Raw genomic sequence first — 23,305 nt, forward strand, 5'->3', positions numbered from 1 at the left:
CGCGGTTGAGGTCCGCTCACACTCGCCTCGGTACGCGGTACTCGCTGTTGGTCGCGTCGGCAGTGTGTGTGGTTATCTCACAATCTGTTTGGGTTGCGCATGCCGATCCGCCGGCGCCGGCCCCTGGGCCGATCGTGGCGCCGCTGGCACCGGGTCAGGTGCTGCGAATCGGCCCGACGGCGGGAACGGGCACGGCCACAAAGGATTACGGTGTCGGCGCCACCGATCTCTGCGAATTCCTGGAGTTTCCCAGCGAATTGCTGCAGGTCTGCGGCGACAGCTTCGCCGGGCAAGGCGTGGGGTTCGGCGGCTGGTACTCACCGGTCGCGTTGCACGTCGACACCGGGTCGGTCGATGATCCCGAAGGGGTGCGCTATACCGGTGTTACCGGGATCAGCAAACCGTTGCTGGCCGATCCCACGCCCTCGGGGGACTCGCAGCTGCCCGCCGGGGTGGTGCAGATCAACCGGCGCAACTACTTGATGGTGACGACGACGAAGGACCTGAAGCCGCAGAGCTCGCGGCTGGTGACGGCCGAAGCGGCGCGCGCGGGCTGGCAGACCGTCCCGGGGTCCAGGCGCGACGGCTCCTATCAGGGCGGCTCGCAGACGCAGATCAGCGGGTACTACGACCCGATCCCCGCCCCCGATTCCCCGAGCGGGTGGGTGTACATCGTGGCCAACAGCTTTACCCGCAGTCAGCCGGTGGTGCTGTATCGGGTTACCCCGCAGAACTTCACCGACCGGTCGCGCTGGCAGGGTTGGGCGGCGGGGCCGGGCGGCGGCTGGAACAAACCGCCGACGCCGTTGTGGGCCGACCAGGTGGGCGAGCTGTGCGTCCGGCAGGTCGAGGGCAAGACGGTGTTGTCCTACTTCAACGCGAGCAACGGCAACATGGAGGTCCGGGTAGCCAACGACCCGACGTCGCTGGGCGACGCTCCGGTGACCACGGTGGTGCAGCATGACGAGTGGCCCGACCCGGCGGAAAGCCTTCCGCCGCCGACCGACAACCGGCTCGCACAACCGTATGGTGGCTACATCTCGCCCGGCTCCACGCTCGACGAGCTACGAATCTTCGTCAGCCAGTGGGACACTCGCGCCCGGGTAGCCGCGCCGTATCGGGTGATCCAGTTCGCGGTCAACCCGTTCAAGCCGGAGTAGGCGGCAGTGATCGGGCCTGGGCGCTAGGGGTGTGGTGTGGGCGGGGCCGGCATCGTGGGCGTTTGCTGCGGACCCAGCATTCCACCTGAACCCATTCCGCCGGGTCCCATCATGCCGCCGGGTCCCATCATTCCGCCTGAACCCATTCCGCCGGGTCCCATCATGCCGCCGGGTCCCATCATCGGGCAGGTACCGTCCCGGCCACCGTAGTGACCCCGTTGCCAGCCATAGTGGGCGCCCACGAGGAGCCCCGAGAAGAAGATCACCGCGACGACGAACACAATGCCGGCGACGATGACCACCCACGCCGCCGCTTGGCCCAGACGACTAGGCGCGCCGTGTCGATCATCATTGCCTGAGTGGCCAGTCACGTTGCTCGGTTCGGCCCTGGATTCAGGAGTTTGCGTCATGCTCCGAACGATGCCATGCGCATACCCGAGGGGGGTAGGGACTATGGACCCTAGAATGCGCGGCGCGTAACTGGTCAGCTTGGCAAAGGCTGCCGCGAGAAGGCGGTGACTCTACGTTTACACGGCGATGTTGTCTCGGAGGGATGCGGCGATGGCGAGGCTGACGCGGCGGGCGGCACTCACCGCGCTCGGTGCGATTGGAGCGGGCAGCGCCCTGGGCCTGGGGTATGTCCTTCGCGGCATCTTTGAACTGCCCTCGACGGCTGTCCGTCTCACCGACGGAAGCGGTTTTATGGGCGCGGATCACATGGACATGAGCCGCTATATGGAGATGTTCATGCGGCACAACGAAATCACGCGCTTTGTTCAGGACATTCCGGGCGGCGTGCGCACCACCACCGAATCGAAGTCCCCGGACCTCATCGCGCAACTACAAGCGCACGTCTCAAGCATGTATGCCCACCTCGATCAGGGGACCGAGATCAGCTGCATGAGCCAAAGCCTGCCTACTCTTTTTCGTCGTGCCGGCGGCTACCGTCGCCAGCTCACGGTTACACCTACGGGTGTGATCGCCGAGGAGACCGCCGACGATCCTGTCCTCACCGACGTCATCCGTGCACACGCGCGGGAGGTCACTGGCTTCGTCCAGGACGGTATGCCCGCGATGATGCGAGGAATGATTGGGCCCGGCGGCATGATGGGGCCCGGCGGCATGATGGGGCCCGGCGGCATGATGGGACCCGGTCACTAAGGCGCCGCGCTGTGGCAGGCAACGACTCATGACTCAGCCCACCCCTTCAAGCCAGAGTCTCTAAGCGGTTTCGCCAGGTGAGGCGGGGTTTTCGGCTCACAGCTGCTACATAAGTAGCGCATAGCCGTAACTATTGTTTACCCCCGCATCATGTGTCTCATGAGTGAAACATCTGAAACCCCCACTGTGCGGTCCTCGACCGCAACTGCACCGGCACCGGCAGAGCCGGTGGTACACAGGCCCGCGAGGGTCTTCCAGGCGGCGGCATGGGTCGCCATTGCCGCCGGGACCGTGTTCGTCATCGCGGTCATCTTCTTCACCGGGTTCTTGCTCGGCAAGTCCTCCGGCCACCACCACCACGGCCACCACCACAAGCACCACGCGATGGTGCATCCCCACCGATTCGGTGGTCCGGGTGGCCCGGGTGGCGGTCCCGGTGGCGGGCCTGGCGTGAACCAGCCTGGTGGGCCTGCGTCCGTGGCGCCCGGCGCCCCGGGGCCCAGCCAGATTCCGTCGTCGGTCGCTCCGTCTCGCACGCCGTAGGCGCAGCGAGGCGACAGACCTCAACCGTTCAGATGCTCACGGGGTAAAAGGAGGATCCCCGGGGGGCCACAATCCAATACCCAGTAGCCCGGCGCTCGTGAGAGCGCCGGGCTACCAGTGGTTCAGCGATAGCGCCACCCAGATCGCGTTTGGATGAATTCACAGCAACTTTGTCGGCGGAAACTGTTGCAGCAGTTGCATTCAGGGGCAGTATCGAGACATGAGTGAAACACCTGAGCGCGCAACAGCCACGGCTCCGCCACCGCAGCGGGTTAAGCCGCCCAAGCTCTACGCGGCCGCAGCGTGGGTGGTGATTGTTGCCGGGATCGTCTTCATCTTGTCGGTCGTCTTCTTTTCCGGCGCCATGATCTTCGGATATCACTACCACCACTGCCACCATCACCACGGCATGATGTTCAAGCCCGGCGGCCCGGGCGGCCCTGGAGGCCCGGGACCGTGGCAGTACGGCGGACCGGGTGGCCCCGGAATGATGCCGCCTTACCCGTACGGCCCGTCGGGATACGTTCCGGGCGCTGGCCCCGGGGCCCCATCCGGAGGCGCTCCTAGCCCGGCTCCTAGCCCCGCCGCCGGCCCGCGTCCGTAACTTCATCCAAGGGCACACGTGCCGCGCGACTTGCAGCCCGGCGCCCCCGACAGGGGTGCCGGGTTGTTTAGCTTTGCGATTGAAAGTGCCTGATACCGATTCGGGTTCACACTGGGTGGGTACACGTCGCACTGCCCTGGGATTCAGCCCAGTTAGCGAGGAGATGGCGAGATGACGGAGCGCTTCACCACGACCGACGCCGGCATCGCTGCACCCAGCGATGACCAGTCATTGACGATCGGACCCGATGGTCCGATCCTGCTGCAGGACCACTACCTGATCGAGCAGATGGCGCAGTTCAACCGGGAACGCATTCCGGAACGCCAGCCGCACGCCAAGGGTGGTGGCGCCTTCGGTCATTTCGAAGTGACCAACGACGTCAGCAAGTACACCAGGGCCGCGGTGTTCCAGCCCGGAACCAAAACCGAGATGCTGGCCAGGTTTTCGACCGTGGCGGGCGAGCGCGGTAGCCCAGACACCTGGCGGGATCCGCGCGGATTCGCGTTGAAGTTCTACACGACCGAGGGCAATTTCGACATGGTCGGCAACAACACGCCTGTCTTCTTCATGCGCGACCCGCTGAAGTTCCAGCACTTCATCCGGTCCCAAAAGCGGATGCAGGCAACGAATTTGCGCGACCACAACATGCAGTGGGATTTCTGGAGCTTGTCGCCCGAGTCGGCGCACCAGGTGACCTGGCTGATGGGCGATCGCGGGATTCCCAAGACCTGGCGCAACATGAACGGCTACAGCAGCCACACCTACAGCTGGATCAACGCCGCCGGCGAAATCTTCTGGGTGAAATACCACTTCATCACCGATCAGGGTGTCGACTTCCTGACCCAAGAGGATGCCGACCAATTGGCGGGCGAGGACGGCGATTACCACCAGCGCGACCTGTACGAGGCGATCGAGCGCGGCGATCACCCGAGTTGGACGCTCAAGATGCAGATCATGCCTTACGAGGAGGCGAAGAATTATCGATTCAACGCGTTCGACCTGACCAAGGTCTGGCCGCACGGCGACTACCCGCTGATCGACGTCGGCAAGATGACGTTGAACCTCAACGTCACCGATTACCACACCGAGATCGAGCAGGCCGCCTTCGAGCCGAACAACACCGTGCCCGGGACCGGGCTGAGCCCGGACAAGATGTTGCAGGCCCGCGGGTTCTCCTACTCCGATGCGCACCGCGCGAGGCTGGGGGCCAATTACCGTCAGATCCCCGTCAACGAACCCAAGGTCGAGGTGCACAGCTACTCCAAAGACGGCGCCATGCGGGTGAAGAACGTCGCTGACCCCGTCTATGCGCCCAACTCCTACGGCGGCCCCCAGGCCGACCCGGCCCGAGCCGCCGAGGTGCGCTGGCACGCCGACGGTGACATGGTCCGCGCCGCGTACACGCTGCACGCCGAGGACGACGACTGGGGGCAGGCCGGCGCCATGGTCCGCGAGGTCCTCGACGACGCAGGCCGAGACCGGTTGGCTCACAACATTATTGGGCATGTCTCCAAGGGCGTCAAAGAGCCGGTGCTGTCGCGGGTCTTCGAGTACTGGCGCAACGTCGACCCTGATCTCGGTAAGAAGGTCGAGGAGGGCGTCCGGGCTCAATAGTTTGGCGTCGAACGTCGAGCTGCTGGGCGGATTCAGCAGCATTCGTCCAAACAACCCGACGTTCGCCGCGGGCTGCCGTCCGGCTAACCACCCTGTTCGCTGCGGGCCGTCGCCCTGGCATGATCAAGATTCATGATGCGGATCTCCGCCGTAGCGGTAAGCGTCGGTCTCAGCTTGGGGGTGGCTGCAGGCGTCCCCGTCGCGGCCGCCCATCCCTCGGATCCCGGAGTGGTGTCCTACGCGGTTCTCGGCAAGGGGTCGGTCGGCAACATCGTCGGCGGCCCGATGGGGTGGGAGTCGGTATTCACCGAGCCGGTCCAGGGCTTCTTCGTCGACCTCGCCGACTGCAACAACTGGGCGGACATCGGGCTACCCGAGGTGTACAACGATTCCGACCTGGCGTCCTTCAACGGGGCCACCGCGCAGACGTCGGCCAACGATCAGACTCATTTCGTCAAGCAGGCGGTCGGCGTATTCGCCACCACCGACGCCGCGGCCCGGGCCTTCCACCGGGTGGTGGACCGCACCGTTGGCTGCTCGGGTCAGACCACCGCCATGCATCTGGATAACGGGCAGACGCAGGTGTGGTCATTTGCTGGCGAGCCGGCAACAGCAACCGATGCGAACTGGACCAAGCAAGAAGCCGTCACCGATCGCCGCTGCTTCAATCAAACCCGGCTGCGTGAAAACGTGTTGCTTCAGGCGAAGGTTTGTCAGGCTGGCAACGCGGGACCCGCGGTCAATGTCCTGGCCGGGGCGATGCAAAACGCGCTGGGGCAGTAGCCGGGTGAATTTGGGTATTCAGGTAAGCCGTGCGTCGAGAACCTGCGGGAACGGGAATATGTCGGGGCCGTCTGGAAGATGAAGTGACGGCGGCTATCGTTCGGATAGCTGCCCAACAAGGCGCTCGGCGCGCGTGGTCGGGCCCGGAGGGATCGTGATATGACGCTCGCCGCTATCACCGCCGCGGCCTCGCAGCTGGACGCCGCCCGCCCGGCCGACACCGAGTTGAGCACTTCCGAAGAAGCCGCGCAGTACATCGCGGATGGTTGTTTGATCGATGGCCCGCTGGGGCGAGTCGGCCTGGAGCTAGAGGCACACTGCTTCGACCCGGTGGATCCCTACCGCAGGCCGAGTTGGGGCGAAATCACCGAGGTCATTGAGCAGCTGCCCCCACTGCCCGCCGGGAGCGCGGTCACCGTTGAACCCGGAGGCGCCATCGAGTTATCCGGCCCGCCCCAGGACGGTGTCATTCCGGCCATCGAAGCGATGAACAACGATCAGGGCGTGCTGCGTAAGGCCTTCGCCGCGGCCGGCCTGAGATTGGTCTTCCTGGGCGCCGACCCGCTGCGGGCACCCAAACGCGTCAACCCGGGAGCGCGTTATCGCGCGATGGAGGAGTTCTTCGCCGCCAGCAACTCCGCGGAGGCGGGTGCGGCGATGATGACGTCGACGGCCTCCGTTCAGGTCAACCTGGACGCGGGGCCGCGGGCCGGATGGGCGGAACGGGTCCGGCTGGCACACGCTCTGGGGCCCACGATGATCGCGATCGCGGCCAACTCACCGATGCTGGGTGGCGAGTTCTCCGGTTGGCAGTCCACCCGGCAGTGGGTATGGGGCCAGATGGACTCGGCGCGCTGCGGGCCGATCCTGGGTGCCAGCGGCGTCGACCCCGGCACCGAGTGGGCACGCTACGCGCTCAAAGCCCCGGTGATGATGGTGCACAACCCCGAGGCCGTCGCGCTCACCCATTACGTGTCCTTCGCCGATTGGACCGACGGCTCGGCGTTGCTTTGCGACCGCCGGCCCACTCTCGCCGATCTCGACTATCACCTGACCACGCTGTTCCCGCCGGTACGCCCCAGGCAGTGGCTGGAAATCCGCTACCTCGACAGCGCACCGGATGAGTACTGGCCCGCAATCGCGTTCATGCTGGTCGCTCTGCTCGATGACCCGGTCGCCGCCGACGCCGCCGCAGCGGCCGTCGAACCGGTGGCCACCGCCTGGGACAACGCCGCCCGGCTCGGCCTCAGTGACCGCCGCCTGCACGATGCCGCCAACTCCTGTGTGGCCATCGCGGCGCAGCAGGCGCCACCCGAGCTCACCGACGCGATGGAGCGGCTGATCCGCACCGTCGAACGGGGCCGATGTCCCGGCGACGACTTCTCCGACCAGGTAATCGACCACGGCATCGCGGCAACGGTGTCGCAGCTGGCGCAAGGGGGCCTGTGACTTTCCGGGAACGGATTGCCGACGACCTGGAGCGGGCGCGCACGCGCACACTGCGGCTGGTCGATTTCGACGACGCCGAACTCCGTCGTCAGTACGACCCGTTGATGAGCCCGCTGGTGTGGGACCTCGCGCACATCGGTCAGCAGGAAGAGCTGTGGCTGCTGCGCGGCGGCGACCCGAACCGCCCGGGCATGCTGGATCCGTCGCTCGAGGGTCTCTACGACGCCTTTGAACACTCCCGTGCCAGTCGCGTCGATTTGCCGCTGATGTCTCCGGAGCAAGCCCGATCTTATTGCCGCACAGTGCGTTCCGCCGCACTGGACGCGCTGGACGCATTGCCCGACGACCCCTTCGGAGATCGTGCGGCTTTCGTCTACGGCATGGTGGTGAGCCACGAGAACCAGCACGACGAAACCATGCTGCAGGCATTGAACCTGCGTACCGGCGCCGCGCTGTTGCGCGACCCCGGCACCTTGCCCGCGGGCCGGGCCGGGCTGGCCGGAACGTCGGTGCTGGTGCCCGGCGGCCCGTTCGTGCTGGGCGTCGACGCGACCAGCGAACCGTTCTCGTTGGACAACGAGCGCCCTGCCCACATCGTCGACTTGCCGGCGTTCCGGATTGGCCGGGTTCCGGTCACCAACGGCGAGTGGCAACAGTTCATCGACGACGGCGGCTACCGCGAGCCGCGCTGGTGGTCGCCACGCGGCTGGGAGCATCGCTGCAGCGCGGGTCTGACCGCTCCGCAATTCTGGGGTTCCGACGGACGCACGCGCACCCGCTTCGGCTACATCGAAGACATACCGGCCGACGAGCCGGTGCAGCACGTCACCCACTTCGAGGCCGAGGCGTATGCGGCCTGGGCCGGCGCCCGGCTGCCCACCGAAGTCGAGTGGGAGAAGGCCTGCGCTTGGGACCCGGCGACCAATACCCGGCGACGTTACCCGTGGGGCTCGCAGGAGCCCTCGGGCGAATTCGCCAACCTGGGCGGCACCGCGCTGCGTCCGGCACCCGTGGGCGCCTACCCGGCCGGCGCCTCGGCCTACGGCGTCGAGCAAATGCTGGGCGACGTCTGGGAGTGGACCAGCTCGCCGCTGCGGCCGTGGCCCGGCTTCGTCCCGATGATTTACGAGCGCTACTCGGAGCCGTTCTTCGACGGCGACTACCGGATCCTGCGCGGCGGATCGTGGGCCGTCGAATCGGCCATCCTGCGACCCAGTTTCCGCAATTGGGATCACCCGATGCGTCGCCAGATCTTCTCCGGCGTCCGCCTGGCCTGGGACGTCCCCGACGCGGAGGGCTCCGCCTGATGTGCCGTCACCTCGGCTGGCTCGGCGCCGACGTCAGCGTCTCCTCCCTGATGCTGGATCCGCCGTTCAGTCTTCGCGTGCAGTCGTATGCCCCGCGCCGCCAGAAGCACGGCCTGATGAACGCCGACGGTTGGGGTGTCGGATTTTTCGACAGATCTGCCGAAGGCCAGGTGCCCAGGCGTTGGCGCAGCTCGGCGCCGTTGTGGGGCGACACGTCGTTCGACTCGGTCGCGCCCGCGTTGCGCAGCCACTGCGTGGTGGCCGCGGTGCGCTCGGCGACCGTCGGCATGCCGATCGAGGGCAGCGCGACCGCCCCCTTCACCGACGGCCACTGGCTGCTCTCGCATAACGGCGTCGTGGATCGCACCGTGCTGCCGTTGACGGCGACGGCCGAATCCGTTTGCGACAGTGCGATGTTGGCGGCCACCATTTTCGCGCTCGGGCCCGACGTGCTGGGCGAGACCGTCGCGCAGATCGGGGCGCTTGACCCCGACGCCCGGCTTAACGTAGTGGCCGCCAATGGTTCTCGTATGCTGGCCACCGCTTGGGGTGACAGCCTGTCGATCCTGCGCCGCGACGACGGTGTGGTACTGGCCAGTGAGCCCTACGACGACGACTCCGAATGGGAGGACGTGCCCGATCACCACCTTGTCGAAGTCACCGCGCAAGGCGTGACGATGACCCCGCTGGACGAGCCGAAAGGATCTTCATGACACTGTCGCTGTCCAACCATCTCGCTGCCGACTCGGCGTACCATGCTTTGCGCCGCGATGTGTACGACGGCCTGCAGCGAACACCGAAGACGTTGCCGCCCAAGTGGTTCTACGATTCGGTGGGCAGTGAACTCTTCGATCAGATCACTCGGTTGCCGGAGTACTATCCAACCCGGGCCGAGGCGGAGATCCTGCGCGCGCGCTCCGTCGAGATCGCATCGGCAAGCAAGGCCGACACCCTGGTCGAACTGGGCAGCGGGACGTCGGAGAAGACCCGGCTGCTGCTGGACGCGTTGCACAGCCGCGGATCGCTGCGCCGGTTTGTGCCTTTCGACGTCGACGCGAGCATCTTGTCGACCGCAGGGGCCGCCATTGCGCAGGAATACGCAGGTATCGAGATCAAGGCTGTCTGCGGCGATTTCGAGGAGCACCTCGGCGAGATCCCCGGCGGCGGACGACGCCTGTTCGTGTTCCTCGGGTCGACGATCGGCAACCTCACTCCCGGGCCGCGCGCCGAATTCCTCAAGTCCCTCTCGGAGGTCATGCAGCCCGATGACACCCTGCTGCTGGGCACCGATCTGGTCAAGGACACCGGTCGGCTGCTACGCGCCTACGACGATGCCGCCGGGGTGACGGCCCAGTTCAATCGCAATGTGCTCGCCGTGGTCAACCGGGAACTCGACGCCGATTTCGACGTGGACGCCTACCGGCATGTGGCGCGCTGGAACGCCGACGAGGAACGCATCGAAATGTGGCTGCGGACCGAGCGGCCGCAGCGGGTCCGCATCGGTGCCCTCGACCTGACCGTCGAGTTCTCGGCGGGAGAGGAAATGCTGACCGAGGTGTCGAGCAAGTTCCACCCGGGTGGGGTGAGCGTGGAATTGGCGGGCGCGGGACTGCGTCGCGTTCGGTGGTGGACTGACGCCGCAGGCGATTTCGGGTTGTCGTTGGCAGTCAAGTGAGCAACGGCGGATCGCTGGCCGATCGATGGCGGGCGGCCCGCCCACCCGCCGCGGGTTTACACCTGGACAGTGCGGCCTGCTCGCGGCAGAGTTACGCGGCCATTGACGCCGCCGCGCAGCATGCTCGCCACGAGGCCGAGGTCGGCGCATACGTGGCGGCCGAGGCCGCAGCCCCCGCGCTCGACGCCGGGCGCGCCGCGTTCGCCGCGCTGACCGGGATGATCGACGCCGACGTGGTGTACACCACGGGTTCGCTGAACGCCTTGGATCTGCTGCTCGGCAGCTGGCCCGCCGAACGCCGGACACTGGCCTGCCTGCCGGGCGAATACGGTCCCAACCTGGCCGTGATGGACGCCCACGGATTCGAGTATCAGCTGTTGCCGGCCCTCGAGGATGGCCGGCTGGCGCTCGACGACGCGGCATTCGCGCTGGAGGCTGACCCGCCTGATTTCGTCCACCTGACCCCAGTGGCCAGCCATAGCGGTGTCGTGCAACCGATTTCGATGTTCGCACAACTGTGCCGCGAATTGGGGTTGCCGTTGGTCGTCGACGCCGCCCAAGCGCTGGGCCAGGTTGACTGCGCGGTTGGCGCCGACGTCACTTATTCGTCGTCGCGCAAGTGGATCGCGGGTCCGCGCGGGGTGGGCTTTCTGGCGGTTCGACCGGAGTTGACGGAGCGGCTGCATCCGCGGCTGGCGGCACCGCAGTGGTCCCAGTCGTTCTCGGTGGCCCAGCAGCTCGAATTCGGTGAAGCTAATGTTGCTGCGCGAGTGGGTGTTTCGGTCGCTCTTGGCGAGTATCTCGCGTTCGGGCCCGAGGCGGTGCGTGCGCGCCTGGCCGAACTCGGCAGCATCAGCCGAACGACGCTGGCCGACGTACCGGGCTGGGCTGTGGTCGAAGAGGCCGAAGAGCCAAGCGCGATCACCACTTTGGCCTCGGTCGACGGTGCCGACTCGCAGGCGGTACGAGAATGGCTGCTCGCCGAACGGCGGATCCTGACCACCTACGCCGGCGTGCATCGGGCGCCGCTGGAGATGACCGCGCCGAGGTTGCGGATCTCGCCGCACGCCGACACCACCGCCGACGATCTGGAAAGCTTCGCCGAAGCTCTGATCGCCGCCACCGCGGCGACCGCGACGTAACCCCAACCGGCGTGGCCGCCTTGACTTGGCTCGGCGTACCCGGCGACGAACATGCCTGGACCGCAATGGGATTCGCTGTCGAAGACCGCACCATCCGCATCGGTCGGGTTCGTTGTGCGCTGACCGACGACCGTGGCTGGGGATTCGACGAAATCTACGCGCAGCCCGATGTTCTCGGCGTACCGACGGCGGTCCACCCGCCGGTCACCGGGGCGGTGCACCCCTGCGGTGTCACCCATGTCGACCACGTGGTCTACACGGTGGGCGAATTGGACTCGGCCATCGCCGCTCTCAGTGCGGTGTTGGGCGCCCCGCCGCGTCGACGCTTTCATCCGCGTGGTCCGGAGGGACCCGAGATGGCGTTTTACCGTGCCGGGGAAGGCTTCATCGAGGTGGTCGCCGCCGGCGTCGAGCCGGCGCTGATCGGGCTTGCGTTGTGGTCCCCCGACCTGGACGCCACCGTCGCGGCGATCCGTGCCGCCGATGGTCCAATCGGCGACCCTAGACCCGCGGTGCAGGGCGGGCGCATCGCGAGTGTGTGGCAGGGCCACCTGGACTGGGGCCTGGCCATTATGGGGTCGTGAGCTAGCCTCAGGCCTTGTGTGCGGCGAGTAGATAGGCGGGCATCTTCACCCGGCCCTTCTCGTCGCGCTCGTGCGGCGGGAATTCGAATGGCGCGTTAGGGATCTGGACGGCATTCGACAGGATGTAGGCGGGCCGAATTTCGTCGATCTCCCAGTACTTGCTCACCGCGACGCGAAGTTCGTCCTCGTCGACCTCGTTGGGCTTCGGCTCCATCTCGGCGGGGAACGCGCCCTTCGCGAATACCAGCACGAAGTAGCTGGCGCCGGGAGCTGCCGCCTGGTGCACCGCGCGCAGGTAGCCGTCGCGACCTTCGACCGGCAGCGAATGAAACAGCGTGCTGTCAACCACGGTCGAGAACCGTCCGTCATAGCCACCGAATGCTGTGATGTCGGCTTGGACGAAACTGGCCGAGGTCAGACCGCGCTCTTGGGCAGCTTTGGTGGCCGCCGCGACAGCGGTGGGCGTGAGGTCGACGCCGACCACGGTATAGCCCTGGTCGGCCAACGACAGTGAGAGCTCGGCGACGCCGCAGCCGGCATCGAGCACATCGCTTCGAAACTTCCCTGCCGCTACGAGCGCGGCCAGTTCGGGTTGCGGCTCACCGATATTCCACGGCGGCGGGCCCTCGAAGTGGGCCTGCTCCCGATACGCGCTGTCCCAGTCCATTACCTCGTCGGGTGTCATGGATCCAACCTACCTTCGGCTAGCAGGGCCAGGTATGTACCGGTTCGTTGGCGTGCATGTGGTCGCAGTACCGGCGCAGCATTTCGGCCAGTGCCGCGGGCCGTGTCATGCCGCCGTCCTGCAGGGCGCGGACCGTGGCCACCTGCCAGGTCGCGCCGTTGCGGCCGGTCTTGGCGCGGCCCTCGATGACACCGAGGAAACGATCGCGCACTTCCGCGTCGACACCCCATCGGCGCAGTCCTTCGTGGGCTATCGGCAGCAACGTGTCGAGCACCAACTCGGCCGCCGACACCTCACCCAAATCGGGCCAGTGCAGCCGGGCGTCGATGCCATGGCGAGCGGCCAAGAGGAAATTGTTATGCGCCGCAGCGAAACTCATTCGCGTCCATAGCGGGTGCTCTTCCTCCGACAAGGTGCGCAGCGTGCCGTAGTAGAACGCGGAGTTGGCCAGCATGTCGATGACGCTGGGCCCGGCCGGCAACACCCGATTTTCCAGCCGCAGGTGCGGACGCCCGTCGACAACGTCGTATACCGGCCGGTTCCAGCGGTAGACGGTGCCGTTGTGCAGGCGTAGTTCGGAAAGGTGCGGAATGCGTCCGGCTGTCAGCTCGGCGACGGGATCCTCGTCGGACAACTCGGGCAGCAGGGACGGAAAGTAGCGGATGTTCTCTTTGAACAGGTCGAGGATCGAGCTGATCCAACGTTCGCCGAACCACACCCGGGGCCGCACGCCTTGGGTTTTGAGCTCCTCGGGCCGGGTGTCGGTGGACTGTGCGAACACTTCGATACGGGTTTCCGACCACAGCTGATGGCCGAAGAAGTAGGGCGAGTTGGCGCCCAGCGCCAGCTGCGGGCCGGCCATCACCTGCGCCGCATTCCAGTTGGGGGCGAAGTCGTCCGGAGCTACCTGTAAGTGCAATTGCATACTGGTGCAAGCGGATTCGGGAGCGATGGTGACCGCCTGCCAGCTCAGCGGCTCCGGTCCGGAGATATGGATCGGGATATCCTCGCCGCGCGCGTTGAAGATGGATTCGTTGAGCGCGGCGTACCGGGTCGACTCGCTCATCCAGCCGTCGTTCGTCAGATGCTCGGGCATCAGCGTGGGCAGAATGCCGATCATCACGATGCGGGTGCCGCGCGAGCTGGCCTTGGTCTGCGCATCGTTGAGGCTGGTCCGTACCTCCTCTTCCAGATCCAGGCCGGTATGTCCCGGCAGCGGCCGGGGAGGCACATTGAATTCGATGTTGTAGGCGCCTAATTCCTTCTGGTACGCCGGATCAGCGATGGCATCCAGCACGTACCGGTTCGACATGGCGGGCTGATAGTCCGCATCGACGAGGTTGCATTCGATCTCCATGCCGGTCAGCGGCCGGTCGGAGTCGAAGCGCGACTCGGCGAGCATCGTCTCGAAGACGTCGAGACACAGCTGCACCTTGCGCCGGTATTCCCGCCGTTGTGCGCGGTCATACGTGGTGCGTTTGACCTCGTCGCCCACATCGCCGATGCAACAGGGTTGCCGCCGGGAACGCAAGAGCGACGCGACCGATTGCGCCGTCGGGTACGTGTTCGGTCGCAGTGGAATCGAGTCGGTTAGCTGCGGACCTGGTGGGCGGTGCACCATCATGGACGATGGCATGACGTGTCAGGAGTCCACGACGAAGGAGACAGGTGGCCGAGTTCGTCGCAGCTATCGATCAAGGCACCACCAGCACCCGCTGCATGATTTTCGATCATGACGGCGCCGAGGTCGCTCGTCACCAGCTCGAGCACGAGCAGATCCTGCCCCAGGCCGGCTGGGTCGAGCACAATCCGATCGAGATTTGGGAACGCACCTCATCGGTGCTGATGTCGGTGCTGAACACCGCGAAGTTTTCGACGAAAGATATTGCTGCGCTGGGCATTACGAACCAACGCGAGACCACACTGGTGTGGGATCGGCACACCGGGCGGCCCTACTACAACGCGATCGTTTGGCAGGACACCCGCACCGACCGGATCGCGTCGGCGCTGGACCGCGACGGGCGTGGCGACGTGATCCGCCACAAGGCGGGCCTGCCGCCGGCAACCTACTTTTCCGGTGGGAAGCTGCAATGGATCCTGGAGAATGTCGACGGGGTGCGTGCGGCCGCCGAACGCGGCGACGCGCTGTTCGGAACCCCGGACACCTGGGTGTTGTGGAATCTGACCGGCGGCCCGCGGGGCGGGGTGCACGTCACCGACGTGACCAATGCCAGCAGGACCATGCTGATGGACCTGGAAACGCTGGACTGGGATGACGAACTGTTGTCGTTCTTTTCCATCCCGCGCGCGATGCTGCCGGCGATCGCACCGTCGTCGCCCGAGCAGCCCTTTGGCGTCACGTTGAACGACGGGCCCGTGGGCGCCGAGGTGCCGATCACCGGGGTGCTGGGCGACCAGCACGCCGCGATGGTCGGGCAGGTGTGTCTGTCGGCGGGGGAGGCGAAAAACACTTACGGCACCGGCAATTTCCTGCTACTCAATACCGGCGAGACCATCGTGCGGTCCGAGAACGGCCTGCTGACTACGGTCTGTTACCAGTTCGCGGGCGCCAAACCGGTCTACGCGCTGGAGGGGTCGATCGCGGTGACCGGCTCGGCGGTGCAGTGGCTGCGCGATCAGCTGGGCATCATCAGTGGTGCCGCGCAAAGCGAGTCGCTGGCGCGCGAGGTTCCCGACAACGGTGGGGTGTATTTCGTCCCCGCGTTTTCCGGATTGTTCGCCCCCTACTGGCGATCCGATGCGCGTGGTGCGATCGTCGGACTGTCGCGGTACAACACCAATGCACATCTGGCCCGCGCGACGCTGGAGGCGATCTGCTACCAGAGCCGCGATGTGGTGGACGCCATGGAAGCGGATTCCGGTGTGCGCCTTGAGGTGCTGAAGGTCGACGGCGGGATTACCCAGAACGAGCTGTGTATGCAGATTCAGGCCGACGTGCTGGGGGTGGACGTGGTGCGGCCGGTGGTCGCCGAGACCACCGCGCTGGGCGCCGCCTACGCGGCCGGTTTAGCGGTCGGGTTCTGGGCCGATCCGTCCGACCTGCGGGCCAACTGGCAGGAAGACAAACGGTGGACGCCGACGTGGGACGAGGACAAGCGCGCGCAGGGATACGCGGGTTGGCGTAAGGCGGTCCAGCGCACGCTGGATTGGGTCGACGTCTCGTAGCGAAGTGCCCGCCGGTGTATTGCCGGCGGGCACTTCTGCGCAGAAACGGTCAGTCCTCGCCGAGGATGCCGTAGACCTCACGTCGCGCATTGTTCAGGATCTCGATGATGCGCTGCTGCTGCTCGGCGGTGCCGGTGTGCGCGGATTGCGCGACCGCGCCGAACAGCTGGCCGATGGCCGCCCGCAGGTTCATCTGAGCAGGGTCGGCGCCTTCGGCGATCTCGTCCCACGGTGGGGTTTCGACCTTCTCGGCCGCCGCGCGTCCTTCTTCGGTCAGCTCGAAAAGCTTCTTGCTGCCGTCGGTTTCGTTTGCCGTGATCAGACCTTCGTCGTCCAGCAGCTGTAGCGTCGGGTAGACCGACCCGGGGCTGGGCTTCCAGATTCCATTGCTGCGCTCGGCGATCTGCTGGATCATCTCGTAGCCGTGCATGGGCCGTTCGGCCAGTAGTGCCAGGATGGCCGCCCGCACGTCACCGCGCTTGCTGCGACCGGGGCCGCCGCGACGCCGTCCGCCGCGTCGTCCGCCCGGACCGAAGCCGAACCCGGGGCCGAAGCCCGGACCGAAGCCGGGGCCGAAGCCCGGGCCGAAGCGGGGGCCAAAGCCTTGATCGCCCGCCTGGTCGCGGAGGTTTTCGAAGAATTCCCGTCGAGCCTGCCGCTGGGCGCCATGCAGGGCGCGCCGTTGTCCGGGGCCGTGACCGTGGCCGAAGCCGAATCCGAGGCCAGGGTGACCGCCGAACGGTCCGTCGGGGGGAGTGAATGGGTTGCTCATTGTTTGTAGTCCTCAATGTTCTCGGGGTAGCGCACTGTCTGTACGCTTCGGAATATCACGATATATCGGAAACGATCGCGATGCAACGGCCAGTTTCGGCCGAGCGCATATCTCGACGGCCTGACCTGCGTGAACCGGATGCCACGGTGGCTCGTTTGTTTGCGGCGGGGTACGGGTACGGACTGCGTGATGAACGCAAAGAACCCCAACGTGACGTTCGACGGGCATCCCCACCGGGCCACCGAGCCGGCGCAACGCGATAGCGGCTCGGACCGGCCAGCATGGCCGTGGGTGAACTGGGGGCTGGCGCTGTCGACAGTGCCCGCCGCCGCAATCGTCATGCTCTTCGCGCTCGGGGCGGAGATGAGCACCGATGGGTGCACCGGCCGCGGCTGCACGACCCTGGGCCGCGAGGGGATCGATTTCGGCGTTGCGTTTTACGGAGCGCCGGTAGTCGCCTTCGTCGTCATCCTCATCTCGTTTTTCACGGCCAAGCGCCGCGGCGGCATTGCGGTGCCGTTGTTCGGATGGGCGCTGTTGGTCGCCGACGTGGCGTTGATGGCAGCTTCTGTCGCGAACTAGCGGGGTCGGTAACTAGCGTGGCGGCGAGAAGCCACCCGGTTGCTGTCCCTGCGGCATGGCTGGCGGCGGCGCGGGCCAGGCCGGCGGCCCGCCGGCCGCCCATGGGCCGGGCGGTGGTCCCGTCGGGCCCGGCGGCATAACGGGGCGCAGTCGCGCCAGCTCGCGACGGTGTCGTTCGGCCAGGACGGCGGCCAGCACCTGCTCCGGCGGGGCGCCGGGCGGAGGCGGCGGGGCGATCCGCGACACTACATCACCGGCGATTCGGTAAGCCATCTGCAGACGCAACTGGGGGTCGAGTTGTTGTGCCCGGGAGAGGAATTGGCGCGCGACTTCGGCTTGGCCGGCATCGAGGTTCGACAATTGCAGCGACGCCGCCCACCACGCCAGCGACGGTGGCATCGCCGGCGGCGGCCCCAATCGCGGTCCGCGCTCGCTGACGACGACTGTGCCGGCGAAGATATCGCCGACACGCTTGGCCTTGGGCGACAGAATGCTGCAGATGACGGCCGGGCTGCCCGCGAGCATCCAGATCTCCACCACCGACGCCAACGCGCGAAAAAGGGCCTGCCGGAAGCGTTCTGGGCCGCCATCGTCGGACACCACTCGCAGGCCCATGACGATCTTGCCGACCGACCGTCCGCGGGTGGCCGTTTCGAATGCCATCGGATACCCGACCATCACCAGCACGGTGAAGATGATCAGGACGGCCCCGCTCAGCGCGCCGTCGAATTGTGTCAGCGTCGCCGCCCACAGCATCAGCCCGACCAGGTACAAAAGGAAAATCACCGTGATGTCGATCAGCGCGCTCAGGGCGCGCACCGGCAACTGGGCGATCTGCACGTCCAGCACCACCGCATCCCCGGTGACCACCTCCGACATAACCCGAACGGTACAGGTTCGTCGGGTGTGCCCGGCTGCGGTCGGCGACCTCTGAATTGCGATTAGGCTGCGCACGTGGACGTCGACGCATTCGTGCTGACCCATCGCGGTACCTGGGACCGGCTTGACCAGTTGATCAAGAAGCGCAGGTCGTTGACGGGCGCGGAAGTCGACGAACTCGTCGAGCTCTACCAGCGAGTGTCCACGCATCTGTCGATGCTGCGGTCGGCGTCGTCGGATTCGCTGATGATCGGTCGGCTGTCGAGCCTGATCGCGCGGGCCCGGTCCGCGGTGACCGGCGCCCATGCGCCACTGAGCAACACGTTCACCCGGTTCTGGACGGTGTCCTTCCCGGTGACCGCCTACCGTGCGTGGCGGTGGTGGTTGGGCACAGCGGTGGTATTTTTCGCCGTCGTGGTGGTCATCGCCTTCTGGGTGGCGACCAACCCCGAGGTGCAGTCCGCGGTCGGAACACCCAGTGACATCGACCAATTGGTCAATCACGATGTGTCGTCGTACTACAGCGAACACCCCGCGGCGGCGTTCGCACTGCAGGTCTGGGTGAACAACTCCTGGGTCTCGGCCCAGTGCATCGCGTTTTCGGTGCTGCTGGGACTGCCGATTCCGTTCGTGCTGTTCCAAAACGCCGCCAACCTGGGGCTGATTGCGGGCCTGATGTTTCAGGCCGGCAAGGGCGACATCCTGCTGGGTCTGCTGCTTCCGCACGGACTGCTGGAGCTGACCGCGGTGTTCCTCTCCGGGGCAGCGGGAATGCGGCTGGGATGGTCGGTGATATCGCCCGGCGACCGGCCCCGCGGACAAGTGCTCGCCGAACAGGGTCGGGCCGTCGTGTCGGTCGCGGTGGGACTCGTCGGTGTGCTGCTGGTCTCCGGGTTGATCGAAGCATTGGTGACGCCGTCATCGTTGCCGACGTTTGTCCGCGTCGGCATCGGAATCATCGCCGAGGCGGCGTTCCTGTCTTATGTCATCTACTTCGGGCGCCGCGCCGTGAAGGCCGGGGAGACCGGCGATATCGACGATGCTCCCGACCTGATTCCCACTGGCTGAGCAGCGATCTCGACGACTAAAGGCGCCCACTCGCTTTCATCGCCAGATAGCGGTCTGCAAGAGCGGGTGCCAGGTCGGTGGGCGGCGCGTCGACGACTTCCACGCCGATTTGGCGCAGGCGCGTCGCGATCGCGCGGCGGTCGTTGCGGGATCGTTCGGCGGCCGCGGCGTCGTAGACCGCCGCCGCATCCGCACGCCCGGTGGCCATTTGGTCCACTCGCGGGTCAGAGACCGCGGCGACCATCAGATGGTGTTTGGACGACAACTGGGGTAACACCGGCAGCAGTCCCTCGTCCAGGGCGGTGGCGTTGAGGTCGGTCAGCAGCACCACCAGTGACCGCCGCCGGGTCCGCCGCGCTATGGCGGCAACCATTGCCCGCCAATCGGATTCGACAAGCGTCGGTTGCAGCGGGGCCATCGCATCCACAAACTGGGCGAGCAGCTCGGTGCGCGATGCGCCGAACACTGCAGCCCGGCTCACCCGGTCATGGGCGAGGAAGTCGACATGGTCGCCGGCCCGCGACGCGAGTGCGGCCAGCAGCAGAGCGGCATCCATGGACCAGTCCAGTCGGGGCCATCCCGCGGGGTCGGCGGCCGTCGGGTCCACGCCGACACGGCCCGCCGCCATGCGTCCGGTGTCGAGCACAATCACCACCCGCCGGTCGCGTTCGGGCCGCCAGGTGCGGACCATGACATCGGCGCGACGGGCGGAAGCGCGCCAGTCGATCGAGCGCACATCGTCGCCGTCGACATACTCACGCAGCGAGTCGAATTCGGTTCCCTGTCCGCGAATCAGCGTTGGCAGCAGTCCGTCGATCTCGCGTAACTTGGCAAGCCGCGACGGCAGGTGTTTGCGCGACAGGAACGGTGGCAACACCCGGACCTGACCGGTTACCGGCTGCGAGCCCTGCCGTCCCGCCAACCCGAGCGGCCCGATCGATCGGGCGGTGACCACCGCCGCACGCTGGTCGCCGCGGCGGACCGGTCGAAGATGAGTCTGGATCCCTTGACGTTGCCCGGCAGCGATTTTGACGGCATGAATGCGGGGCTCGGCGCGGGCGCTGGGCGGCCAAGCGTCGCGGATCTGACCGCGGAAGCGGCGGGTGCCGTCGTTGTGGATCTCCAGATTCACGTCGACCGGTTGGCCGAGCCGGACGGAGCTGTCCGGTGAACGGACATAACGCAGTCTGCGAGTGCTGGCTGCCAGCGCGATGTCGACAATGACCGCCGCCGCGAGTGCCGCCAGCAGCACCTCGAAAACCTTTGCCGGCCAGGGAGACAGCGCGATCGGCAGGATGCAGATCAGCGCTACCAGGCCGGTGCGTCCGGTCAGGATCACTAGCGGGGCACCGGAACCGACGCCAAAATGCCGTCGAGCACTCCGTCGGGCGTCGCGCCCTCGAGCTCGGCTTCGGGGCGAAGCATCACCCGGTGCCGCAGTGTCGGGCGGGCCATCGCCTTGACGTCGTCGGGAGTGACGTAGTTGCGGCCGGACAGCCACGCCCACGAACGCGCGGTGCCCAGCAGGGCCGTCGCGCCACGCGGTGACACGCCCAGCTGTAGGGCGGGGGAGGAGCGGGTGGCCCCGGCGATATCAACGATGTAACCCAATACCTCGTCGGCGATCAGAACCTGTTGCACCGCTTGGCGACCGGCCGCCAGCTCGGTGGGGCCGGCCACCGGTTTGATCGCGGATAGGTCGCGGGGATCGAAACCGTGTGCGTGCCGGCTGAGGATGGCGATTTCGGAATCACGCGGCGGCAGAGTGACATTCAGCTTGAGCAAGAAGCGGTCGAGTTGAGCTTCCGGCAGCTGGTAGGTGCCCTCGTATTCGATGGGGTTCTGGGTGGCGGCGACGATGAAGGGGTCCGGCAGCAGCCGGGGTTCGCCGTCGACGCTGACCTGACGCTCCTCCATGGCTTCGAGCAGCGCGGCCTGCGTTTTGGGTGGGGTGCGGTTGATTTCGTCTGCCAGTAGGAGATTGGTGAATACCGGACCCGGCCGGAACGCGAATGCGGCGGTGCGCGCGTCGTACACCAATGAACCGGTGACATCGCCGGGCATCAGGTCGGGCGTGAACTGCACCCGCTTGAATTCCAGTTGCAATGCCGCGGCCAGCGCCCGGATGAGCAGCGTCTTCGCCACTCCCGGAACACCTTCCAAAAGCACGTGCCCGCGACACAGCAGCGCGATCACCAGGCCGCTTATCACGCCTTCCTGTCCGACGACGGCCTTGGCGAGCTCCCCGCGCAACGCCAGCAGGGCATCTCGCGCCGAGTCGGCGAGCGGGGATTGTGCGGTAGGGGTTTGTGTCACGAGTTGGTGACCTGCCTTTCGATTTCGTCGAGCGCACGGGCGAGTTGCAGCAAGTCGCTGTCGGTGCCCGGCGGTGGGCCGAACAGTTGGTGGGAAACAAAACCGGCGTCGATCCCGGTGCGCTGGGCGACGGTCATGACCACCGCTTGCGCTTGCGCACCGGTGCCCAACCCGAGCCTGGGCAGTAGCCGCTGCAGTGTCGCGGTGCGCAGTGCCGCCGCGGCGCGATCGCGTGCCCGGCGGGATCGGTACAGCCGTCCACGGCCCTCCACGGTCTCCGACGCGCGTACCACAACGGGCAGGTCCTCGGCCACCAGTGGGCCGGGACGTCGACCCTTCCACAGGGCAACCAGCAGCACGACCACCCACAGCTGCCAGATGATCCAGTTCACGTTGTCGGGAATGAGATCGAAAAGCGATGTCGCGGACGTCTTTTCGCCTTCGATGTGGTGCGGCGCGTACCAGATGAGGCGGGGACGGTCACCCGCGAGGTTCATCGCCAGCGCGGCGTTGCCCGCCTGCGTCAGCGCCGCGTTGGTCATGAAGTCGCTACTGCCGACCGCCGTGATGGTCCGCCCGTTGTCCCGGAAGCGGATCAGCACCCCGTCGTAACAGCGGCTGATGACCCGGCTGTCTTTGACGTCGAAGGTGTCGCTTGGCCCGAATCGCACCGAGCCGGCTCGAGTGGCCTCGCGCAGCGTGCAGTTCGGGCTGCTGTCAAAACTGCTGGCGCCCGAGATGCGCACGCCGGGCAGCAGTGCCTCGCGGGTTCGCGCGGTCGGTTCGACCAGGAGCAAGTCGCCGGGTGCCTTGGCCAATCGCTCCAGCATTTCGTCGGTCAGGTACTGGCTTTCCGCCACCAGGATCAGTGTGTCCGGCCGGGCTGCCTGTTCGACGTCGGCGATGCTGTTGGCCGCGACAACGTCGACACCTCCGTCGCGCAGCAGCGTCGCCAGCGCGTGGGCGCCGTCGGGTCCGGTGGAGCCCGGATCCATGCGAGCACCCGGCCGCGGCGCGGTCAGGTAGGCGCTGATCCAGGCGATCATCCCGAGCGCAACCAGCGTGAGCACCAACCCCCGCCACGACCGCCATCGCCCGGTGGTCGCGAGTGCGGGAGGGGACGCGATCGTGGTCATCACCGCACCTGCGCCCATGAGTCGACCGGGGCGTGATGTCCGGCCGCGGATGCGGCGGCCGGCGCCCGCATCCGCAAGTGGTCGTCGAGGTCGACGATCATCTGGTAGGCAGACTGGGTGCCGGGCACCTCACCGTAGGTGACATCGTTGAACGCCGTTGCCGCCTGCGATAATTCGTCAGTCAAATGCGGCAACACCTCGCCGGCGTCGCGCGCCAGCTCGTTGGCGGTGCGGCCAGGTGCCGGTTTCAGTATGCCGGTCTCTTCGAGCTGGCGGGCGACGGCGCGCAACCGATGACGAATCGCCGCGGTCCAATTGCCTTCCGCCGCATAGCGTTCCGCGGTTTCACGGTGTTGGGCCGCGGTGAGCTGGGCTGTTTCGAATAACTGGTAGTCGCCGCGGCGCCGGCTGCGCATGGTGCGCCGAGCGATGTGAATGGCGACCACCACCGCGATGGCCAGCAGGGTAAGCAGCACCGCGGTGGTCAACCACCCCCCGGGTATCGATGCGGTCTTCTGCAGCAGCCGGTACAACATTTCGTTGATCCAATCGAGGATCTGTTGTGTCGCGGACGCCTTGGTGTACATCGGTTTGCCGAGCTCGATCTCCGCGGCCTGGTGTGCGGCATCGCGGTCGATGTCGATAGAAGGCACTGTCGT

The 23,305-nt window shown here is 66.5% G+C and carries 24 protein-coding genes; 15 read left to right on the forward strand and 9 right to left on the reverse strand.

All coding sequences use genetic code 11. From position 1 onward, the window contains the following. The first annotated feature begins 5 nt into the window (after nt 1-5). Complete coding sequence (locus ACZY0B_RS00640; protein WP_463762002.1) at nt 6-1,160, forward strand: DUF4185 domain-containing protein; 1,155 nt, start codon at nt 6-8, stop codon at nt 1,158-1,160. Nucleotides 1,161-1,183: 23 nt separating this feature from the next. Here ACZY0B_RS00640 and ACZY0B_RS00645 read toward each other — a convergent pair whose 3' ends face one another. Next, nucleotides 1,184-1,570 (reverse strand): hypothetical protein, encoded by a 387-nt coding sequence (locus ACZY0B_RS00645; RefSeq protein ID WP_463762003.1) that lies wholly within the window; start codon nt 1,568-1,570, stop codon nt 1,184-1,186. Nucleotides 1,571-1,721: 151 nt separating this feature from the next. Here ACZY0B_RS00645 and ACZY0B_RS00650 point away from each other — a divergent pair, with 151 nt between their 5' ends. From ACZY0B_RS00650 to ACZY0B_RS00700, 11 genes are all read left to right on the forward strand, one after another. Continuing rightward, a complete protein-coding gene (locus ACZY0B_RS00650; protein ID WP_463762004.1) occupies nt 1,722-2,321 on the forward strand; it encodes a hypothetical protein in 600 nt (199 codons plus the stop codon). Between the two features lie 159 nt (nt 2,322-2,480). After that, on the forward strand, nt 2,481-2,864 hold the full coding sequence (locus ACZY0B_RS00655) for a hypothetical protein (protein WP_463762005.1): 384 nt from the start codon (nt 2,481-2,483) through the stop codon (nt 2,862-2,864). Between the two features lie 220 nt (nt 2,865-3,084). Next, complete coding sequence (locus ACZY0B_RS00660; RefSeq protein WP_463762006.1) at nt 3,085-3,468, forward strand: hypothetical protein; 384 nt, start codon at nt 3,085-3,087, stop codon at nt 3,466-3,468. Between the two features lie 171 nt (nt 3,469-3,639). After that, nucleotides 3,640-5,082, forward strand: a complete 1,443-nt coding sequence (locus ACZY0B_RS00665; protein WP_463762007.1) for a catalase — start codon at nt 3,640-3,642, stop codon at nt 5,080-5,082. A gap of 135 nt (nt 5,083-5,217) precedes the next feature. Continuing rightward, nucleotides 5,218-5,865 carry a sensor domain-containing protein gene (locus tag ACZY0B_RS00670; protein WP_463762362.1) on the forward strand — a complete coding sequence of 216 codons (648 nt, stop codon included), beginning with the start codon at nt 5,218-5,220 and terminating at the stop codon, nt 5,863-5,865. Between the two features lie 159 nt (nt 5,866-6,024). After that, nucleotides 6,025-7,314, forward strand: a complete 1,290-nt coding sequence (gene egtA / locus ACZY0B_RS00675; RefSeq protein ID WP_463762008.1) for an ergothioneine biosynthesis glutamate--cysteine ligase EgtA — start codon at nt 6,025-6,027, stop codon at nt 7,312-7,314. After that, the gene (gene egtB, locus ACZY0B_RS00680; protein ID WP_463762009.1) at nt 7,311-8,621 is read left to right on the forward strand and encodes an ergothioneine biosynthesis protein EgtB; all 1,311 of its coding nucleotides are present in this window, start codon (nt 7,311-7,313) and stop codon (nt 8,619-8,621) included. The genes egtA and egtB overlap by 4 nt, the downstream gene beginning before the upstream one ends. Beyond that, the gene (gene egtC / locus ACZY0B_RS00685) at nt 8,621-9,334 is read left to right on the forward strand and encodes an ergothioneine biosynthesis protein EgtC (RefSeq protein WP_463762010.1); all 714 of its coding nucleotides are present in this window, start codon (nt 8,621-8,623) and stop codon (nt 9,332-9,334) included. The genes egtB and egtC overlap by 1 nt, the downstream gene beginning before the upstream one ends. Further along, nucleotides 9,331-10,296 (forward strand): L-histidine N(alpha)-methyltransferase, encoded by a 966-nt coding sequence (gene egtD / locus ACZY0B_RS00690; protein WP_463762011.1) that lies wholly within the window; start codon nt 9,331-9,333, stop codon nt 10,294-10,296. Before egtC ends, egtD begins: the two co-directional genes overlap by 4 nt. After that, nucleotides 10,293-11,438 (forward strand): ergothioneine biosynthesis PLP-dependent enzyme EgtE, encoded by a 1,146-nt coding sequence (egtE, locus tag ACZY0B_RS00695; RefSeq protein WP_463762012.1) that lies wholly within the window; start codon nt 10,293-10,295, stop codon nt 11,436-11,438. The genes egtD and egtE overlap by 4 nt, the downstream gene beginning before the upstream one ends. A gap of 11 nt (nt 11,439-11,449) precedes the next feature. Then, nucleotides 11,450-12,022 (forward strand): VOC family protein, encoded by a 573-nt coding sequence (locus ACZY0B_RS00700; RefSeq protein WP_463762013.1) that lies wholly within the window; start codon nt 11,450-11,452, stop codon nt 12,020-12,022. 7 nt (nt 12,023-12,029) lie between these two features. Here the strand turns inward: ACZY0B_RS00700 and ACZY0B_RS00705 are convergent, their stop codons facing one another. Continuing rightward, entirely contained in the window at nt 12,030-12,707 is a 678-nt protein-coding gene (locus ACZY0B_RS00705) for a class I SAM-dependent methyltransferase (RefSeq protein ID WP_463762014.1), read from the reverse strand. A 19-nt stretch (nt 12,708-12,726) separates the two neighbouring features. Next, nucleotides 12,727-14,202 (reverse strand): glutamate-cysteine ligase family protein, encoded by a 1,476-nt coding sequence (locus tag ACZY0B_RS00710; RefSeq protein ID WP_463762015.1) that lies wholly within the window; start codon nt 14,200-14,202, stop codon nt 12,727-12,729. Nucleotides 14,203-14,375: 173 nt separating this feature from the next. Between ACZY0B_RS00710 and glpK the strand changes: the two genes are divergently transcribed. After that, nucleotides 14,376-15,893 (forward strand): glycerol kinase GlpK, encoded by a 1,518-nt coding sequence (gene glpK / locus ACZY0B_RS00715; RefSeq protein WP_463762016.1) that lies wholly within the window; start codon nt 14,376-14,378, stop codon nt 15,891-15,893. 49 nt (nt 15,894-15,942) lie between these two features. Here the strand turns inward: glpK and ACZY0B_RS00720 are convergent, their stop codons facing one another. Continuing rightward, complete coding sequence (locus tag ACZY0B_RS00720) at nt 15,943-16,665, reverse strand: PadR family transcriptional regulator (protein WP_463762017.1); 723 nt, start codon at nt 16,663-16,665, stop codon at nt 15,943-15,945. A gap of 189 nt (nt 16,666-16,854) precedes the next feature. Here ACZY0B_RS00720 and ACZY0B_RS00725 point away from each other — a divergent pair, with 189 nt between their 5' ends. Next, nucleotides 16,855-17,247 (forward strand): hypothetical protein, encoded by a 393-nt coding sequence (locus ACZY0B_RS00725; protein ID WP_463762018.1) that lies wholly within the window; start codon nt 16,855-16,857, stop codon nt 17,245-17,247. Between the two features lie 12 nt (nt 17,248-17,259). Here the strand turns inward: ACZY0B_RS00725 and ACZY0B_RS00730 are convergent, their stop codons facing one another. Further along, nucleotides 17,260-18,126 carry an RDD family protein gene (locus ACZY0B_RS00730; protein WP_463762019.1) on the reverse strand — a complete coding sequence of 289 codons (867 nt, stop codon included), beginning with the start codon at nt 18,124-18,126 and terminating at the stop codon, nt 17,260-17,262. Between the two features lie 75 nt (nt 18,127-18,201). Here ACZY0B_RS00730 and ACZY0B_RS00735 point away from each other — a divergent pair, with 75 nt between their 5' ends. Next, the gene (locus ACZY0B_RS00735) at nt 18,202-19,194 is read left to right on the forward strand and encodes a stage II sporulation protein M (RefSeq protein WP_463762020.1); all 993 of its coding nucleotides are present in this window, start codon (nt 18,202-18,204) and stop codon (nt 19,192-19,194) included. Nucleotides 19,195-19,210: 16 nt separating this feature from the next. Here the strand turns inward: ACZY0B_RS00735 and ACZY0B_RS00740 are convergent, their stop codons facing one another. Genes ACZY0B_RS00740 through ACZY0B_RS00755 form a run of 4 tightly spaced genes read right to left on the reverse strand, consistent with a single transcriptional unit; the run spans nt 19,211 to nt 23,299 of the window. After that, nucleotides 19,211-20,533 carry a DUF58 domain-containing protein gene (locus ACZY0B_RS00740; RefSeq protein ID WP_463762021.1) on the reverse strand — a complete coding sequence of 441 codons (1,323 nt, stop codon included), beginning with the start codon at nt 20,531-20,533 and terminating at the stop codon, nt 19,211-19,213. Continuing rightward, nucleotides 20,533-21,510, reverse strand: a complete 978-nt coding sequence (locus tag ACZY0B_RS00745; protein WP_463762022.1) for an AAA family ATPase — start codon at nt 21,508-21,510, stop codon at nt 20,533-20,535. The genes ACZY0B_RS00740 and ACZY0B_RS00745 overlap by 1 nt, the downstream gene beginning before the upstream one ends. Next, nucleotides 21,507-22,664 carry a DUF4350 domain-containing protein gene (locus tag ACZY0B_RS00750; protein ID WP_463762023.1) on the reverse strand — a complete coding sequence of 386 codons (1,158 nt, stop codon included), beginning with the start codon at nt 22,662-22,664 and terminating at the stop codon, nt 21,507-21,509. Before ACZY0B_RS00750 ends, ACZY0B_RS00745 begins: the two co-directional genes overlap by 4 nt. After that, nucleotides 22,646-23,299: a DUF4129 domain-containing protein gene (locus ACZY0B_RS00755; RefSeq protein WP_463762024.1), complete on the reverse strand. Its 654-nt coding sequence runs from the start codon at nt 23,297-23,299 to the stop codon at nt 22,646-22,648. The genes ACZY0B_RS00750 and ACZY0B_RS00755 overlap by 19 nt, the downstream gene beginning before the upstream one ends. Nucleotides 23,300-23,305 lie beyond the last annotated feature (6 nt).

The organism is Mycobacterium sp. IDUB_19, assembly GCF_055419445.1.